Origin of the sequence: Pseudomonas sp. MB-090624 (genome assembly GCF_003205245.1) — a bacterium.
GTDB lineage: Bacteria > Pseudomonadota > Gammaproteobacteria > Pseudomonadales > Pseudomonadaceae > Aquipseudomonas > Aquipseudomonas juntendi.
In genome coordinates this window covers 1-15,208 of sequence record NZ_QJRK01000047.1, presented here as the reverse complement: position 1 = coordinate 15,208, position 15,208 = coordinate 1, and the positions used below count along the sequence as shown (strand labels likewise).

Genomic DNA, 15,208 nt, shown 5'->3' with positions numbered 1-15,208 from the left:
GAAGCGGCGTCGCCTGCTTCGCGGGCTTGCCCGCTCCCACAGGACACCGCAAACCCGAAGCTTGCGCCCCCCCTGTGGGAGCGGGCGAGCCCGCGAAAAGCCCAACACCTATTTCACGTCGACAGTAATCTTCTGCGACTCGACGCTCGGCTTGAACGGCACGTGATACTGGTCACCCAGCACCAGTTGCAGGGTGTGTTTGCCCGGGGTCAGGGTAATGCTGGTTTCGGTCTGTGCCTTGCCGAAATGCAGCACCTGCGGCCCGGCTGGCAGTGCGGTACCGGCCTCTGGCATCAGGCTGGTCGGCAGCGGCATGTCGGCGACGGGCTCTTTCTCCACATCCACCAGCAAGTGGTGGTGGCCGGTGTGCGGGGTCTGGTCACCAGCAGGCTTCAGGCCCATGCCTTCAATGCCGAACTTGACGGTAAAGGTCTTGTCGACGGTGGCACCATCGGCGGGGGAAACGATGAAGACCTTGGCATCCTTGGGCGGCTCCTGGCTCTTCAGGGCGTCTGCGGCACTGGCCAACACCGACGCTCCCATCAGCAAACCGGCAACGGCAGCACGCGAAAATAGGCTGTTCATTCACTTCTCCTGTGATTCACTCAGTGACCGCAGCTTGTCATCCAACAGCGGCGGTAGTTCACCTTAGTTGAAATATGCGCCAAGGTGTTCACGTTGCCTGACAGAAAAATTTAAGTCAGGGTTAAACAATGCCGAGGCGCCAAGGTCTTAGGCTGCGTTCGATCATGGCGAGGAATAAAGCCGTGACGAAAGTTATTCACCTGTAAAAGCAAAAGGGGCCTTCAATGCGTTCGACCATAGGGGTACTGCTAGCAGTACTGATCAGTCCATTGGCTCAGGCGGAGCTGATCGACGAAATCGCCGACCGGGGCGAACTGCGCATTGCCGTACAAGCCGACAACCCGCCTTATGCGTTCAAGCAAGACGAGCGGCTGAGCGGTTTCGATGTGGAGTTTGGCCAGGACCTGGCCCGCGAACTCGACCTGCGTGCCGAATTTGTCGAGGCGCCTGCGGACGAGGTACTGCCAGGTGTGGAAAGCGGCAAGTATGATGTCGCGCTGACCCCAGCGAGCGAAGCACTCAAGAGTGACGGCCCGCTTGACGCGAGCCTGCCGTTTGGCGAGAAGAAACTGGTGATCCCGTTCCAGAAGGACAACCCGGCGTTTGAAAGTGCTTTGAACAATGCGCTGCAGCGGTTGAAGGACAGTGGCCGCACGGCCGAGCTGGAACAGAAGTGGTTCAAGGGTGTGCAGGAGACTGCGGCCGGGCAATGAGGTTTGTGCGGTCTGTGCCGCCCTCATCGCCGGCAAGCCGGCTCCCACACTCACTCCACAGCCGGCGCAGGGCTACCCCAAGGCCCGCTGCGCCTGGTCCAGCTCCAGCTCACTGAACACCTGCACCCCCGCCCGCCGCAGCAGCGCCGCTGTGACCCCTTCCCCGGCCACCTTCACGCCACTGAACGTGCCGTCATAGGTCAAGCGGTTGCCACATGAAGGGCTGCCCGACTTCAATACCGCCACACCAATGCCATGCCGCCGCACCAGTACGAGCGCCAACTGCGCGCCGGCCAGGAACTGCGCACTGACATCTTCGCCCATGACAGTGATCACCTGTGTGCTGCCGTCGAGCACCTGCCCACCTTGCCCGCCTGGTATCTCCGCGGGTGGCCGAGGGGTCGGCAACCCGCCGGCGACTTCCGGGCACAACGGCACCACGCGGCCTTCGGCCTGCCACTGCTGCAACAAGTGCGGGTGGCCGCTGGTGCGACCGTCATAGCGCACCGGTTGCCCCAGCAGGCAAGCGCTGACCAGCACCCTGGGCAAATCAGAACGGGTCATTGCCACGCCGCCGGAACCAGCCCGTCAACGACAAGCGCTCACGCCCGGCGGGCAGCACTTCGTGAGGCACCTCACCCGACAGGAACACCACCAGGCAACCTGCCAGCGGCTCGACCAGGGGCTCGGCACCGTCAGCCAGGAACATGCGCAGCTGCCCACCATCCTGCGGCTGCCAGTCTTCGTTCAGGTAAAACACCGCCGAGACCATGCGCCGATCGTCGTCACGAAAGCGGTCCAGATGCCGGCGATAAAATGCCCCGGGTGGGTACAGGGCAAAATGGCACTCGAAATCCTGCAGGCCGAGAAACAGGCCCTGGTTGATGGCCAACCGTAACTGGTCCATGGCCGCCAGGTACTGGTCACAAGCCTCGGCCTGGCCAGGGTCGATCCACTGGATCTGGTCGCCGCGAATGGTTTCGCGTACTTCCTGGGCATCACCGCGCCCCACCCCGGCCGGGTTGAGTTCGCCTTCGGCATAACGGCGCCGGCACTCGACCGCCAACGCGCGCGCCAGGTCGACAGGCAGAAACAGCGCCTGTTGGGACCAGCCATGGGTGGCCAGATCGTCAACGACGGCCGCGAGCATCGGGTTTTCGGGGGAAGTATGCATGGCGCGCATCATATCCATTCGCCCTGGCGGCGCACAGCGCCACTTGGCCGAGAAACACGCACATATCTCGACAAACCGGCGCCGGGCCAAGGACAATGGTCGCCTGCCGACAGGAGTCCTGAATGCGCCGTCTGTTTTCCCTGATTCTGCTGATGATCTGCACCACGCCTGTCTGGGCAGATAACCTGGATCAACTGTACAAGGCTGCCGGCTGGCCCGACCAGCGCGCCCACTTCAACGATGCCCTCACCGCCGCCCAGGCGCGCTACCGCAACAGTTTACCGCCCGCCGTGTACCAGGCACTGGTCGACAACAGCAACCAGCGCTTCCAGGCCCAGGCGGTAGACCGTCGTGCCCAGGCAAAGCTGCGCGCCAGCCTGGCCAACCCGGCACCGGCCCTGGCGTTCTTCCAGTCGCCGCTGGGGCGCAAGGTGGTAGCCGCCGAGCTCAAGGCCACGCGCAAGGATGAACTGGCCAGAAACGCCAAGGGCTTGCCGAAAATGCAGGCCAGCGATGACCGCCTGCTGATCATTGGCCACCTGGCTCAGGCCTTGCCAGCACGCGAAGCCGGCGCCGAAGTCAGCCTGGCCATCGCCGGCGTGGCGGCCGACAGCCTCAGCTCGATGATCCCCGGCCTGTTCGGCGGCGGCCAGGCGCAAGGCCTGCTCGACGGTCAGCGCCAGCGGCTCATGGGGCAAATTGGCGAAGACCTCAACAATACGTTGCTGTACGTGTACCGCGACCTGTCCGACGCCGAGCTGGAAGAGTTCGCCACCTTTGCCGAGTCGCCCGACGGCAAGGCCTACTACCAGGCGGCACTGGCCGCGGTGCGTGCCGGCCTGGCGGTGGGCCAGAGCAGCAATGACCTGAAGTGATCAGCCCAGGCGCTGGTCGATGAAGTCGAAGTAGCGCTGGCGAATGCCTGGCAGCTCGTTGGCCAGGTGGTGACGCGCGTCGGGCAGCATCAGGATCTGCGGCTCAGCGAACTTGGTCTTCAGCACCTCCAGGTTGTATGGCCAATCCACGGTGCCGTCGGCCTCTCCCTGTACGATCAATGGCCGCCGCGTACTTTTGGGCGCAGCCTCGATGCGTTTGACCCAGGCGATCAGGGCACCCACCCAGGCGGTGGGCAGCCGGCGCGGTTGCAGGGGGTCGGCCTGGAGAAACGGCAGGAAGGCAGGGTCGTTGGTGTTCTCACTGAAGCGCCGCTCGATACCATTGACGAAATGGCGCAGCACCCGATAGCTGAACTTGGACCAACGCCAGGCACATGGCCGCACCAGCGGCGCCAGCAGAATGACCTGGCCATCCACAGGGCTATGGGCACCTTGGTGCAGCAAATGGTCCACCGCGATCGCCCCACCCGTGCTCTGCCCGCACAAATGCCATGGCCGCGGCAGCTGCAACGCACGCGCCTGTTCGAACAGCGCCTGCAGCACCTGCTGGTACACCGCGAAGTCGCTGATGCTCGCCCGCTCGCCGCTGGACAGCCCATGGCCGGGCAGGTCGCAGCTGATGACCGCGAAACCTTGCCCGAGCGCCCACTCGATCACATGCCGATAGAGGCCCATGTGGTCGTAATAGCCATGCAGCAGGAACAGCGTCGCGCTTGGCTGCTCGGGTAGCCAAGCCTGCCCGACCAACTCGAACCCCGCGGCCTGGAAACCGCCCAGCCAGCTGTGGGCCGACAGGTTCAGGCCATAGAAACGCTGGTAATCCTGCGCTTGCATCGACAGCGGATGGCGCGCGGTGAACGGCGCCAGGCTGGCACGCAGGCGGTCGGGCTGAAAGTCAGGGGGCATCGGGTACATCCACAGTGAAGCAAGTATTGATCTGGGATATTCAGCTCTGGCCCTCGTCATGGCAAGCTCGTCCACTTCGAACAACCTGCATCGATCCGATTGTAGGAGCGGCCCACGACTTCTCATGAATATCAAGATCATCAAGCCGATGGCTGCCGCTTGCGGGCTGCTGCTCGGCGCCGCCCTGATGTGGCAAGCCTTCACCACCTTCCAGGCCCGCTACCTGCGCCCGTTCGACAACCAGGCCACGCTGTTCGACGGCAGCCAGTTGCAGCTCCCCGCCGAGCTGGCCGGCCCGGGCCCGATCCGCGTGGTGCACTTCTGGGACCCGGCCTGCCCCTGCAATGTCGGCAATCAACAACACCTTGCCGAGCTGGTCAGCCAGTTCGCCGAACAGGGCGTAGCCTTCCACGTGCTGCAAAAGCCCGGCAGCCATGGCCAGCTGCCGGCCAACCTCACCGGGCTGCAACCGCTGGGCAGCCTGCCCGGTAGCGAACACCTGCCCGCCACGCCGGCCGTGGCCATCTGGGATCGGCGAGGTCGCCTGGCCTATTTCGGCCCCTACAGCGAAGGCGCTGTCTGCAATGCCAGCAACAGCTTCATCGAGCCTATTCTCAAGGCACTGCTCGACGGCCGCCAGGTCAGTGCCTCCAATACCCTGGCGGTGGGCTGCTATTGCCCTTGGGCAGGCTGACGCACCCGTGCAGGGTTACCCACCACCGTGGCACCGGCTGGCACATCCCGGGTCACCACGCTGCCGGCACCAACCACCGCGTTATCGCCAATGGTCACACCCGGCAGAATGATCGCCGCACCGCCGATCCACACATTGTTGCCAATGGTCACGGGGCGCCCGCTTTCCAGCCCGCTGCGCCGCACGTCGGGGTCCAGCGGGTGGTCGGCAGCGTAGATCTGCACATTGGGGCCGACCTGGCAGTCATCGCCGATAGACACCGGCACCACGTCGAGCATCACGCAGTTGAAATTGATGAAGGTGTTGCGGCCGACGCGGATGTTGTAGCCATAGTCGCAGTAGAAGGGTGGGCGGATCACGGTGCCCTCGCCCACATGGCAAAAATGCTCGCGCAGCAAGCCATGACGGGCGTCGTTAAGCAGTTCCACGCTGTTATTGTAGCGGTGCATCCAGTGCTTGCTGGCGATCTGCTCGGCCTGCAATTCAGGGCAGCCAGCGTGGTAGAGCTGGCCGGTAAGCATCTTCTGTTTTTCGCTGAGTGCCATGGAAACTCCTTCCTGGGGCAGTGCTCGTTCGCGCATCCACCCAAGGTCGGACCCTTTTTTTTCGTAGATTGCTCAAGGAGTCTGCATGAAGCGCAGCCTGACCCTACTGGCCGTGGTTGTTGCCGTGGCCGCTGGCGCTGGTTACTGGTATGCACAGGGCAAGCTGCCACAGCGTGAAGGCGAAGTGGCGATGGCCGGCCTGCAGGCGCCGGTCAGCGTGCGCTACGACAGCCGCGGCGTGCCGCACCTGCAAGCGCAGAACGAGGCGGACCTGTACCGTGCGCTGGGCTATGTGCATGCCCAGGACCGGCTGTTTCAAATGGAGATCATGCGCCGCCTGGCACGTGGCGAACTGGCCGAGGTGCTGGGCGACAAGCTGCTGCCCACCGACACGCTGTTCCGCAGCCTGCGCATACGCGAGCAAGCCGCCCTGATGGCCAGGCGCCAGGACCCGCAATCGCCTGCCGCCCTGGCTTTGCAAGCCTACCTCGACGGGGTCAACCGCTGGCAGGCCAGCCACCCCAAGCCGGTGGAGTTCGACCTGCTCGGTATCACCCCACGCCCGTTCACCGCCGAAGACACCCTGAGTATCGCCGGCTACCTGGCGTACAGTTTTGCCGCAGCGTTTCGCACCGAACCGGCGCTGACCTACATCCGCGACCAGTTGGGCCCTGACTACCTGAACATTTTCGACCTGGGCTGGCAGCCCGAGGGGGCCCTGGGCAAACCGCTGGCGGCGGCCGACTGGCGCAGCCTCGAAGGCCTGGCCCGGCTCAGCCACGAAGCACTGGGCGATGCCGGCATTCCGCAGTTCGAGGGCAGCAATGCCTGGGCCGTCGCCGGTAGCCGCACACGCAGTGGCAGGCCGTTGCTGGCAGGCGACCCGCACATCAGTTTTGCAGTGCCGGCGGTGTGGTACGAGGCCGAACTGTCGGCACCCGGCTTCAACCTGTACGGCTACTTCCAGGCGCTCAACCCGTTCGCCCTGCTCGGCCACAACCGCGACTTCGGCTGGAGCCTGACCATGTTCCAGAACGATGATGTCGACCTGATCGCCGAACGCACCAACCCGGCCGACAGCAACCAGGTCATGGTCGATGGCCGGTGGCACACACTGGAAACCACCCAGCAGCAGATTGCGGTAAAGGGTGAAGCGCCAGTCACCCTCAACCTGCGCCGCTCGCCCCATGGCCCCATCGTCAACGATGTACTGGGCAATATCGCCGGCACCACGCCAGTAGCCCTGTGGTGGGCGTTTCTCGAAACCGAAAACCCGATCCTCGAGGGTTTCTACCAGCTCAACCGCGCCGACTCCCTGGGCAAGATGCGCGAAGCCACAGCCAAGGTCCATGCGCCGGGGCTGAACTTCGTCTGGGCCAACGCCCGCGGTGATATCGGCTGGTGGGCGGCCGCGAAGTTGCCGATACGCCCAGCCGGCGTCGACCCGGCGTTCATCCTCGACGGCGCCAGCAGCCAGGCCGACAAGCTCGGTTTCTACCCCTTCAGCGCCAACCCGCAGCAGGAGAACCCGGCCCGCGGCTATATCGTCTCGGCCAATTACCAGCCACCGGCGGCGGTACCGATACCGGGGTACTACAACCTGCCCGATCGTGGCCGCCAGCTCGATCGCCAGCTGGCCAACCCTGAGGTGAAGTGGGACACCCAGAACAGCCAGGCGCTACAGCTGGACACCACCAGCGACTATGGCCCGCGCATGCTGGCCCCGCTGCTGGCGACCCTGCGCGCCATAGCCGAAGGTGATGAAGAAAAGGAACTGGTGGAACAACTGGCCGCCTGGGCGGGCGATTACCCGCTGGACTCGACCAGCGCCACCCTGTTCAACCAGTTCCTTTACGAGCTGGCCTACTCGGCCCTGCATGATGAACTGGGCGATACCTGGTTCCCGGTACTGATCAGTACCCGCGCCATCGACGCCGCCTTGCCACGGCTGGCGGCGGATGCCGATTCGCCTTGGTGGAATACCCGGGGTGGCGACCAGCACACCGACCGCACCCAAGTGGTGCGTACGGCATGGCACAACAGCCTGAAGCACCTGCGCGACACCCTGGGCGACGACCCGTCGCGCTGGCAGTGGGGCAAGGCCCATACCTTGACCCACAACCACCCCCTGGGGGTGAAAAAGCCGCTGAACCTGCTGTTCAACGTTGGGCCATTCGCCGCCCCCGGTACACATGAGGTACCGAACAACCTGTCGGCGAAAATCGGCCCGGCGCCATGGCCGGTCACCTACGGGCCCTCGACGCGGCGGCTGATCGACTTTGCCGATGCCGGGCAGGCGCTGACCAGCAACCCGGTCGGGCAGAGTGGCGTGCCCTTCGACCGGCATTACGCAGACCAGGCCGAAGGGTATGTGCAAGGGCGGTATCAGAAGGCGCAGATGGGGGTGATTCCGGCGCAGAGCACGCTCCGGCTGGTGCCGGCGCAGTGATTGCTCTGGTTGCAATGTCGCTTTGAGATTGCCGGGGCTGCTTTGCAGCCCATCGCGACACAAGGCCGCTCCTACAAGATGGCGCTTTGGTAGGGGCGCTGCGGCCGGAAGCAAAAACGCCGACACATGGGGGTCGGCGTTTTTTCGATGACTGCTGGCGGATCAGAACGCCGGCAGTACGGCGCCCTGGTACTTCTTGGCGATGAATTCCTTCACTTGCGGGCTGGTCAGGGCCTTGGCCAGTTTCTGCATCGCATCACTGTCCTTGTTGTCCGGGCGCGCGACCAGGAAGTTCACGTACGGCGAGTCGGCACCTTCGATCACCAGCGCATCCTTGGCCGGGTTCAAGCCGGCTTCGAGGGCGTAGTTGGTGTTGATCATGTCCAAGTCCACCTGGTCCAGCACGCGTGGCAGCATGGCCGACTCAAGCTCGCGGAACTTCAGGTTCTTCGGGTTCTCGGCAATGTCCTTGGGGGTGGCCAGGGCGTTCTTCGGGTCCTTCAGGGTGATCAGGCCGGCCTTCTGCAGCAGGATCAGAGCACGCCCGCTGTTGCTCCCTTCGTTCGGAATGGCAACGGTGGCGCCCTCTTTCAGCTCGCTCAGGCTCTTGACCTTCTTCGAATAGCCACCAAACGGCTCGACGTGCACGCCAACCACGGTTACCAGGTGGGTGCCCTTGCCTTCGTTGAAGCTCTTCAGGTAGGGCAGCGTCTGGAAGTAGTTGGCGTCCAGGCGCTTCTGGTCCACCTGCACGTTCGGCTGCACGTAGTCGGTGAAGACCTTGATCTGCAGGTCCACCCCTTCTTTGGCCAGGGTAGGCTTGATCAGCTCGAGGATTTCGGCGTGCGGTACCGGGGTAGCGGCAACCACCAGTTTCTCGGCGGCGGCGGCCAGGCCGGAAAACGCCAGGGCGGCGGCCAGGGCGGTGGTCAGCAGGGTCTTCTTCATGGTGGTCCTTATTCTGAATCTGAGCCATCGGCGATGGCGAATCGGCTGCCCAACCGCTTCACCAGTGGGCGTGAGGCGGACAATACCTAGAATTTTTATTCCGTAACAATATCTTTTATTTCGCTAGTTATTCCAAAAAATACAGTCACTACGGGTTTTGCTTATGAGCCATGGCTAGCCAGCGGTCTTGGCAGGTCGAGGTCATGGGGCAACAGCTCTTCGCTATCATTTACCAGCAAGGCAAAGTGAATGACATTCTCCAGCTCGCGGGTATTGCCCGGCCACGGGTGGGCTTCCAGCACCTGCTGCGCGGCCTCGCTCACCAGGGGCACCGGGCGCTGCAGCCGGGCACTGTAGATACCCACGAAATACTCGGCCAACGGCAGGATATCGCCTGGCCGCTCGCGCAATGGCGGCAGCTCCAGCGCGCCTTCATGCAGGTAGTGGTAGAGCCGCTCGTTGAAGCGACCGGCACGCACCACCCGAGCCAGGTCGATACTGCTGGCGGCTACCAGCCTTACATCCACCGGCTGTGGTTGTTGCGCCCCAACACGCATCACCTCGCGGTTCTCCAGCGCTGCCAGCAGCTTGCCCTGGATGGCCAGCGGCAAGTCGGCGATTTCGTCCAGGTAAAGCGTGCCGCCGTTGGCCGAGCCAAACCAGCCGGCGCGGCTGCTGGCCGTACCGCCATGGCTGCCAGCGCTATAGCCGAACAACTCGGCGTCGGCATAGGTCGGGCTGATGGCCGCGCAGTTGACCGACACGAACAGCCCGCTACGGTCGCTGGTACGGTGGATTTGCCGCGCCAGCAGCTCCTTGCCGGTACCGGTCTCGCCACGAATCAGCACCGGCAAGGGTTGCGGCGCCAGGAGCTCAAGCTCATCGCGCAGCCGCTGCGAGCGTGGGTCGATGAACACCAATGCCTTGGCACGGATGCTCAAGGGGCTTTTGTCCAGTTCAGGAAAGGTCAGCAGCGGCTGGCCAAACGGGTTTTGAAAAGTCATGAAAAAACTCCCGCCCCAGGCCTGAGGTGGCCGGGCGTACAAGGGCCAATCAGGCGCGGCGCCGTCCGCGCTGCTCGACCCGGCTTTGCAAGCGATACAAGTAGGCGAAGCCTTGTTCCCAGCGTTCATGCCCGGACTTGACGTTGATGTGCCCGGCGTTGCTCAGCAACCCCGCTTCGGCACCCCAGGCCTGGGCCAGGTATAACGCCCGCGGCACGCTCACGGCAGGGTCGTTGTCCGAGCTGACAACCTGGCTGGGAAATGGCAACACCCCGAGCGGAATCGGCGCAAAGTTGCGCAGGGCCGACGCACAGGCGGGCCGCTCGACGTCCGCAGGCGCCACCAGCAACGCCCCCCTCACCCGCCGCAGCAACGCCGGGCTGGCCTGCGCGGCCCAATGGGCGACGGTGATGCAGCCTAGGCTATGGGCGATCAGGATGACTGGCGAGGGCTCGGCGGCAATCGCCTGTTCCAGCGCCTGCACCCAGTCCTGGCGTTGCGGGGTCAACCAGTCATGCTGCTCGACCCGCGCGCTGTTGGGCAGGGTGCGCTGCCAGTGGCTTTGCCAGTGGTTGTCTGGCGATCCTTGCCATCCCGGCACAATCAGGTATCGAATCGACTCATTGCGCATGGGACGCCTCCAGTAAGTTTGCGTGCTTGGAGGCCAGTATAAATAGGGGGTTATATTCGTAAAGGAATAAGAAGCTATTTATTAATAACCAAAATACCAGTAGTGGCGTTGCGTTGCGGTGGGCTGCAAAGCAGCCGCGGCAATCTCACAGGTACAAAAAAGCCCGGGACTAACCCCGGGCTTTGCATCAGCCACCGCGACTCAGATATCCGCCACCTTCTGCCAAACCTTCGGCCGGAAGAACAGCGTCTCCCCACGCGCCAGGCCGGTCAGGCTATCGTGGTCCTTGACCACTTCGGCTTCGATCAACTCGCTCTGCCCTTCCACCTTCAGGGTCACCCGGGTGGTCGCGCCCAGCGGCCGAATGTCGCGCACTTCGGCCGCATGGTGGCCTTCGGTTTCATGGCGCGACAAAGACACCTCGTGCGGCCGGAACAGCACATGGTGCCCTTCGCTCAACGCCAGGCGGTTGGAGTCACCGAGGAAGTGGTAGACGAAATCGTTGGCCGGTTGCTCATACACCTCGCCCGGCGAACCGATCTGCTCGATCACGCCTTTGTTCATCACCACGATGCGGTCTGCCACCTCCATGGCTTCTTCCTGGTCGTGGGTGACGAATACCGAGGTCAGGTTGATGTCCTCGTGCAGCCGCGCCAGCCAGCGGCGCAGTTCTTTGCGCACCTTGGCATCCAGCGCACCGAACGGCTCATCCAGCAGCAGCACCTTGGGCTCCACTGCCAGTGCCCGGGCCAGGGCGATGCGCTGGCGCTGGCCACCCGACAACTGCTCAGGGTAGCGGTCGGACAACCAGTCCAGTTGCACCATGTTCAGCAGCTCATGCACTTTCTCGGCGATCCTGCTTTCGCTTGGGCGCTCGCCCTTGGGCTTCATGCGCAGGCCGAACGCTACGTTGTCGAACACGCTCATGTGGCGGAACAGTGCGTAGTGCTGGAACACGAACCCCACGTTGCGGTCGCGCACGTCGCGGCCCGACACGTCCTCGCCATGGAACACGATGTTGCCCTGGTCCGGGGTTTCCAGGCCGGCGATGATGCGCAGCAAGGTGGTCTTGCCGCAGCCGGAAGGGCCGAGCAAGGCCACCAGCTCGCCGCTGTTGATGTCCAGGGTGATGTTGTCCAGGGCCTGGAAGCTGTTGAAGCGCTTGCTGACGTTACGAACTTCGATCGACATGAGTCATTCCTCCGCGGCGCCGTGGCGCAGGCGGTTAATACGGTTCTCGCTCCACTGCTTGAGCAGCAGGATGAAGAGCGCCAGGATCAGCAACAGGCTGGCCACGCTGAAGGCTGCGACGTGGTTGTACTCGTTGTAGAGAATTTCCACGTGCAGCGGCAGGGTATTGGTCACGCCACGAATGTGGCCGGACACCACCGACACCGCGCCAAACTCGCCCATGGCCCGCGCAGTACACAGCACCACGCCGTAGATCAGCCCCCACTTGATGTTCGGCAGGGTCACGTGCCAGAACATCTGCCAGCCGTTGGCGCCGAGCAGCCGCGCGGCCTCCTCCTCTTGCGTGCCCTGCTCCTGCATCAGCGGGATCAGCTCACGGGCCACGAACGGCACGGTGACGAAAATGGTCGCCAAAACGATGCCCGGCAGGGCGAAGACGATCTGGATATCGTGGTCTTGCAGCCACGGCCCGAACAGGCCCTGCGCGCCGAACATCAGCACGTAGACCAGGCCGGCGATCACCGGCGACACCGAGAACGGCAGGTCGATCAGGGTGACCAGGATGCTCTTGCCGCGGAAGGTGTACTTGCTCACGCACCAGGCGGCGCTTACCCCGAACACCAGGTTCAGCGGCACCGAGATGGCCACGGCGAGCAGGGTCAGTTTCAGCGCCGACAAGGCGTCGGGTTCGAGGATCGCCTCGAAGAAGGTGCCAAAACCGTTCTTCAGCGCCTGCGATACCACAATGACCAGGGGCAGCAGCAAAAACAGCACGAACACCAGCCAACCAAGGCCGATCAGGATACGCCGCGAAGTGGCGCTGCTACGGCGGGCGGCGTTGGCGGCCGCGCTTGCACTCAGGGATGAACTGGACATGCCGGCCTCCTTCAAGGGGTTTCGATACGGCGCTGCAGCAGGTTGATCAGCAGCAGCAGGATGAAGGAAACCACCAGCATCAGCACGCCAATGGCGGTGGCCCCGGTGTAGTCGTACTGGTCGAGCTTGACCATGATCAGCAGCGGCAGGATCTCGGTCTTCATTGGCATGTTGCCAGCAATGAAAATCACCGAACCGTACTCGCCCACGCCACGGGCGAAGGCCAGGGCAAAGCCGGTCAGCCAGGCGGGCAGCAGGGCCGGCGCCAGGATGTGGCGGAACACCTGCAGCGGCTTGGCACCCAGGCAGGCCGCAGCCTCTTCCACTTCACGCGGGATGTCGGCCAGAACCGGCTGCACGGTGCGCACCACGAACGGCAGGGTGACGAACGTCAGCGCCAGGGTGATGCCCAGTGGGGTGTAGGCGATCTTGAAGCCCAGGTCGGTGGCGAACTGACCGACCCAGCCCTGGGGGGCGTAAAGCGCGGTCAGGGCGATACCGGCAACGGCCGTGGGCAGGGCGAACGGCAGGTCGATCATCGCATCGATGACCTTGCGCCCCGGGAAGGTGTAGCGCACCAGCACCCAAGCCAGCAGGGTGCCAATCACACCATTGATGATGGCCGCGAACAGGGCAGTGCCGAAACTCAGTTTGAGCGCGGCGATTACCCGCGGCGCACTGATGATGTTCCAGAACTGCTCGAAGGTCAGCTGCGAGGCATGGATGAACATGGCCGCCAGCGGTATCAGCACGATCAGGCTGAGGTACACCAAGGTGTAGCCCAGCGTCAGCCCGAAGCCGGGTATGACGGGGGAAATGCGACGTGACATAGGTATCCCTTTGAATGCACATGGCCAAGTATCGATCCGGGGCCGGCGCAGGCTTCTGAATCTTTGGGGCTGGCTTGCAGCCCATCGCCGGCAAGCCAGCTCCCACAGGATTACCACAGGCCTGAAGGCTGCGCGATCCCTGTGGGAGCTGGCTTGCCGGCGATGGGCCGCGGCGCGGCCCCGGTTTTCCCTGGCCGGTTACTGTGCCTGATAGATCTGGTCGAACACACCGCCATCATTGAAGAATTTTGGTTGTGCAGTCTTCCAGCCACCAAAGTCCTTGTCGATGGTCACCAGGTCCAGTTTCGGGAACTGCTTGGCAAACTCGGCCGCGACCTTTTCATCACGCGGGCGGTAGAAGTTCTGGGCGGCAATTTTCTGCCCGGCCGGGCTGTACAGGTGTTTGAGGTATTCGGTGGCAATCGCGGTATTGCCCTTCCTTTCGGCGTTCTTGTCCACCACCGCCACCGGCGGCTCGGCGAGAATCGACAGCGACGGCACGACGATCTCGAACTTGTCGGCACCGCCGTCTTCCTTCAGTGCCAGGAAAGCCTCGTTTTCCCAGGCCAGCAACACATCGCCCTGGCCATTGTTGACGAAGGTGATGGTAGAACCGCGCGCGCCGGTATCCAGCACCGGTACGTGCTTGAACAGCTCCTGCACATAGGCCTTGGCCTTGTCTTCACTGCCGCCGGCCTTCAGGCCGTAAGCCCAGGCGGCAAGGAAGTTCCAGCGTGCGCCGCCAGATGTTTTCGGGTTGGGGGTAATCACCGACACGTCGTTCTTGATCAGGTCGCCCCAGTCCTTGATGCCTTTCGGGTTGCCCTTGCGCACCAGGAACACGATGGTCGAGGTATAGGGGGTGCTGGCGTCCGGCAGGCGGGTTTGCCAGTTCTCCGGCAAGGTCTTGCCCAGCTTGGCGATTTCGTCGATATCACCGGCCAGCGCCAGGGTCACCACGTCAGCGCGCAGACCGTCGATCACCGCCCGGCCCTGCTTGCCCGAGCCACCGTGGGATTGCTGGATCTTCACCGTGTCGCCCGGGTGCGCCTGCTGCCAATGCTGGATGAACTCGGCGTTGTATTGCTGGTACAGCTCACGGGTGGGGTCGTATGACACGTTCAGCAGTTCGTAATCCTTGGCGATGGCGGAACCGGCAAAAACGGCACTGGCCAGGGCGGCGAGCGCATAACGGCGGATGGACATGGTGAAGCTCCCGATGGCATTTGTTCTAGTTTTGAAAGGGTGTGGGCTCAGCCGGCCTTATTGCCCGGCTGTTGCAGGCGGAACTTCTCCTTGCGCTCGATCTGCACGACCTGGGCGTTATGCACCGTGATCTCCACCGCGCCAAAGCGCAGGTCGCGCAGGGCGTTCTGGATCTCCCGCAAAAGGCTGGCTTCGTCCTGACCATCGATATTACGCAGCGATGCACTCATGCTCGTTCTCCTTGGCGTGAGATGCCGGGCGGGGATTTGAAGGGGTATTGCCTGGCTTGAGGGCAATAGTAGCGAGGGGCTTTTATTCTTAAAAATACTATTTAAGAATTTTTATATAACCGTTTTATTTTTCTGGTTCGAGGGCCCTATCGCCGGCAAGCCGGCTCCCACAGGCGTGTCACTGCCTCTCAGTTTTGTGAGGCCCCTGTGGGAGATTCTATGGTTCCTGGCAAGGGTAGCCGGAGCATCTTCAGCGCCTGTGAGATCGAGCGCCGCCCGCGCGGCGCAATCGCGAGCTGCGCTCGCTCCTACGTTTGTTTCGGGCCAGTA

The 15,208-nt window shown here is 63.3% G+C and carries 17 protein-coding genes; 4 read left to right on the top strand and 13 right to left on the bottom strand.

Annotation, left to right across the window (positions count from 1 at the left end; genetic code table 11):
• Positions 1-108: 108 nt before the first annotated feature.
• Positions 109-585: a DUF4399 domain-containing protein gene (locus tag DMX12_RS22860; RefSeq protein ID WP_110679520.1), complete on the bottom strand. Its 477-nt coding sequence runs from the start codon at positions 583-585 to the stop codon at positions 109-111.
• A gap of 224 nt (positions 586-809) precedes the next feature.
• On the opposite strand from DMX12_RS22860, the gene DMX12_RS22855 reads away from it, so the two are divergent.
• Positions 810-1,298 carry a transporter substrate-binding domain-containing protein gene (locus DMX12_RS22855; protein ID WP_054913340.1) on the top strand — a complete coding sequence of 163 codons (489 nt, stop codon included), beginning with the start codon at positions 810-812 and terminating at the stop codon, positions 1,296-1,298.
• A gap of 72 nt (positions 1,299-1,370) precedes the next feature.
• Here the strand turns inward: DMX12_RS22855 and DMX12_RS22850 are convergent, their stop codons facing one another.
• Together DMX12_RS22850 and DMX12_RS22845 are read right to left on the bottom strand one after the other, a co-directional pair.
• Positions 1,371-1,862 (bottom strand): DUF523 domain-containing protein, encoded by a 492-nt coding sequence (locus tag DMX12_RS22850; protein ID WP_009683690.1) that lies wholly within the window; start codon positions 1,860-1,862, stop codon positions 1,371-1,373.
• Complete coding sequence (locus tag DMX12_RS22845; protein WP_054913349.1) at positions 1,849-2,481, bottom strand: 2OG-Fe(II) oxygenase; 633 nt, start codon at positions 2,479-2,481, stop codon at positions 1,849-1,851. The genes DMX12_RS22850 and DMX12_RS22845 overlap by 14 nt, the downstream gene beginning before the upstream one ends.
• A gap of 113 nt (positions 2,482-2,594) precedes the next feature.
• Here DMX12_RS22845 and DMX12_RS22840 point away from each other — a divergent pair, with 113 nt between their 5' ends.
• Positions 2,595-3,347 (top strand): DUF2059 domain-containing protein, encoded by a 753-nt coding sequence (locus DMX12_RS22840; RefSeq protein ID WP_054913341.1) that lies wholly within the window; start codon positions 2,595-2,597, stop codon positions 3,345-3,347.
• On the opposite strand, the gene DMX12_RS22835 is transcribed toward DMX12_RS22840, so the two are convergent.
• Positions 3,348-4,274 carry an alpha/beta hydrolase gene (locus DMX12_RS22835; RefSeq protein ID WP_110679519.1) on the bottom strand — a complete coding sequence of 309 codons (927 nt, stop codon included), beginning with the start codon at positions 4,272-4,274 and terminating at the stop codon, positions 3,348-3,350.
• A gap of 148 nt (positions 4,275-4,422) precedes the next feature.
• Between DMX12_RS22835 and DMX12_RS22830 the strand changes: the two genes are divergently transcribed.
• Positions 4,423-4,968: a DUF6436 domain-containing protein gene (locus DMX12_RS22830; RefSeq protein ID WP_371928284.1), complete on the top strand. Its 546-nt coding sequence runs from the start codon at positions 4,423-4,425 to the stop codon at positions 4,966-4,968.
• Here DMX12_RS22830 and DMX12_RS22825 read toward each other — a convergent pair.
• A complete protein-coding gene (locus tag DMX12_RS22825; RefSeq protein WP_110679517.1) occupies positions 4,947-5,513 on the bottom strand; it encodes a sugar O-acetyltransferase in 567 nt (188 codons plus the stop codon). The two genes, DMX12_RS22830 and DMX12_RS22825, sit on opposite strands and share 22 nt — an antisense overlap.
• A gap of 85 nt (positions 5,514-5,598) precedes the next feature.
• On the opposite strand from DMX12_RS22825, the gene DMX12_RS22820 reads away from it, so the two are divergent.
• Entirely contained in the window at positions 5,599-7,962 is a 2,364-nt protein-coding gene (locus DMX12_RS22820; protein WP_110679516.1) for a penicillin acylase family protein, read from the top strand.
• 162 nt (positions 7,963-8,124) lie between these two features.
• On the opposite strand, the gene DMX12_RS22815 is transcribed toward DMX12_RS22820, so the two are convergent.
• The 8 genes from DMX12_RS22815 to oscA all read right to left on the bottom strand — a co-directional run bounded on the left by DMX12_RS22815 (position 8,125) and on the right by oscA (position 14,878).
• The gene (locus DMX12_RS22815) at positions 8,125-8,910 is read right to left on the bottom strand and encodes a MetQ/NlpA family ABC transporter substrate-binding protein (RefSeq protein ID WP_054905155.1); all 786 of its coding nucleotides are present in this window, start codon (positions 8,908-8,910) and stop codon (positions 8,125-8,127) included.
• Positions 8,911-9,071: 161 nt separating this feature from the next.
• Entirely contained in the window at positions 9,072-9,914 is an 843-nt protein-coding gene (locus DMX12_RS22810; protein WP_110679515.1) for a sigma 54-interacting transcriptional regulator, read from the bottom strand.
• A gap of 49 nt (positions 9,915-9,963) precedes the next feature.
• On the bottom strand, positions 9,964-10,545 hold the full coding sequence (locus DMX12_RS22805; RefSeq protein WP_110679514.1) for an alpha/beta hydrolase: 582 nt from the start codon (positions 10,543-10,545) through the stop codon (positions 9,964-9,966).
• A 201-nt stretch (positions 10,546-10,746) separates the two neighbouring features.
• The gene (locus tag DMX12_RS22800; protein WP_009683702.1) at positions 10,747-11,736 is read right to left on the bottom strand and encodes a sulfate/molybdate ABC transporter ATP-binding protein; all 990 of its coding nucleotides are present in this window, start codon (positions 11,734-11,736) and stop codon (positions 10,747-10,749) included.
• Positions 11,737-11,739: 3 nt separating this feature from the next.
• Positions 11,740-12,612, bottom strand: a complete 873-nt coding sequence (gene cysW / locus DMX12_RS22795) for a sulfate ABC transporter permease subunit CysW (protein WP_110679513.1) — start codon at positions 12,610-12,612, stop codon at positions 11,740-11,742.
• Between the two features lie 11 nt (positions 12,613-12,623).
• Positions 12,624-13,442 (bottom strand): sulfate ABC transporter permease subunit CysT, encoded by an 819-nt coding sequence (gene cysT / locus DMX12_RS22790; protein WP_009683704.1) that lies wholly within the window; start codon positions 13,440-13,442, stop codon positions 12,624-12,626.
• A 198-nt stretch (positions 13,443-13,640) separates the two neighbouring features.
• Positions 13,641-14,648 carry a sulfate ABC transporter substrate-binding protein gene (locus DMX12_RS22785; protein WP_110679512.1) on the bottom strand — a complete coding sequence of 336 codons (1,008 nt, stop codon included), beginning with the start codon at positions 14,646-14,648 and terminating at the stop codon, positions 13,641-13,643.
• Between the two features lie 47 nt (positions 14,649-14,695).
• Positions 14,696-14,878, bottom strand: a complete 183-nt coding sequence (gene oscA / locus DMX12_RS22780) for a sulfur starvation response protein OscA (protein WP_110679511.1) — start codon at positions 14,876-14,878, stop codon at positions 14,696-14,698.
• Positions 14,879-15,208: the final 330 nt, after the last annotated feature.

Bases quoted from the DNA above. Each gene is read 5' to 3' on its own strand.
- DMX12_RS22860 (WP_110679520.1), bottom strand. From the start codon at position 585: ATGAACAGCCTATTTTCGCGTGCTGCCGTTGCCGGTTTGCTGATGGGA.
- DMX12_RS22855 (WP_054913340.1), top strand. From the start codon at position 810: ATGCGTTCGACCATAGGGGTACTGCTAGCAGTACTGATCAGTCCATTG.
- DMX12_RS22850 (WP_009683690.1), bottom strand. From the start codon at position 1,862: ATGACCCGTTCTGATTTGCCCAGGGTGCTGGTCAGCGCTTGCCTGCTG.
- DMX12_RS22845 (WP_054913349.1), bottom strand. From the start codon at position 2,481: ATGCGCGCCATGCATACTTCCCCCGAAAACCCGATGCTCGCGGCCGTC.
- DMX12_RS22840 (WP_054913341.1), top strand. From the start codon at position 2,595: ATGCGCCGTCTGTTTTCCCTGATTCTGCTGATGATCTGCACCACGCCT.
- DMX12_RS22835 (WP_110679519.1), bottom strand. From the start codon at position 4,274: ATGCCCCCTGACTTTCAGCCCGACCGCCTGCGTGCCAGCCTGGCGCCG.
- DMX12_RS22830 (WP_371928284.1), top strand. From the start codon at position 4,423: ATGGCTGCCGCTTGCGGGCTGCTGCTCGGCGCCGCCCTGATGTGGCAA.
- DMX12_RS22825 (WP_110679517.1), bottom strand. From the start codon at position 5,513: ATGGCACTCAGCGAAAAACAGAAGATGCTTACCGGCCAGCTCTACCAC.
- DMX12_RS22820 (WP_110679516.1), top strand. From the start codon at position 5,599: ATGAAGCGCAGCCTGACCCTACTGGCCGTGGTTGTTGCCGTGGCCGCT.
- DMX12_RS22815 (WP_054905155.1), bottom strand. From the start codon at position 8,910: ATGAAGAAGACCCTGCTGACCACCGCCCTGGCCGCCGCCCTGGCGTTT.
- DMX12_RS22810 (WP_110679515.1), bottom strand. From the start codon at position 9,914: ATGACTTTTCAAAACCCGTTTGGCCAGCCGCTGCTGACCTTTCCTGAA.
- DMX12_RS22805 (WP_110679514.1), bottom strand. From the start codon at position 10,545: ATGCGCAATGAGTCGATTCGATACCTGATTGTGCCGGGATGGCAAGGA.
- DMX12_RS22800 (WP_009683702.1), bottom strand. From the start codon at position 11,736: ATGTCGATCGAAGTTCGTAACGTCAGCAAGCGCTTCAACAGCTTCCAG.
- cysW (WP_110679513.1), bottom strand. From the start codon at position 12,612: ATGTCCAGTTCATCCCTGAGTGCAAGCGCGGCCGCCAACGCCGCCCGC.
- cysT (WP_009683704.1), bottom strand. From the start codon at position 13,442: ATGTCACGTCGCATTTCCCCCGTCATACCCGGCTTCGGGCTGACGCTG.
- DMX12_RS22785 (WP_110679512.1), bottom strand. From the start codon at position 14,648: ATGTCCATCCGCCGTTATGCGCTCGCCGCCCTGGCCAGTGCCGTTTTT.
- oscA (WP_110679511.1), bottom strand. From the start codon at position 14,878: ATGAGTGCATCGCTGCGTAATATCGATGGTCAGGACGAAGCCAGCCTT.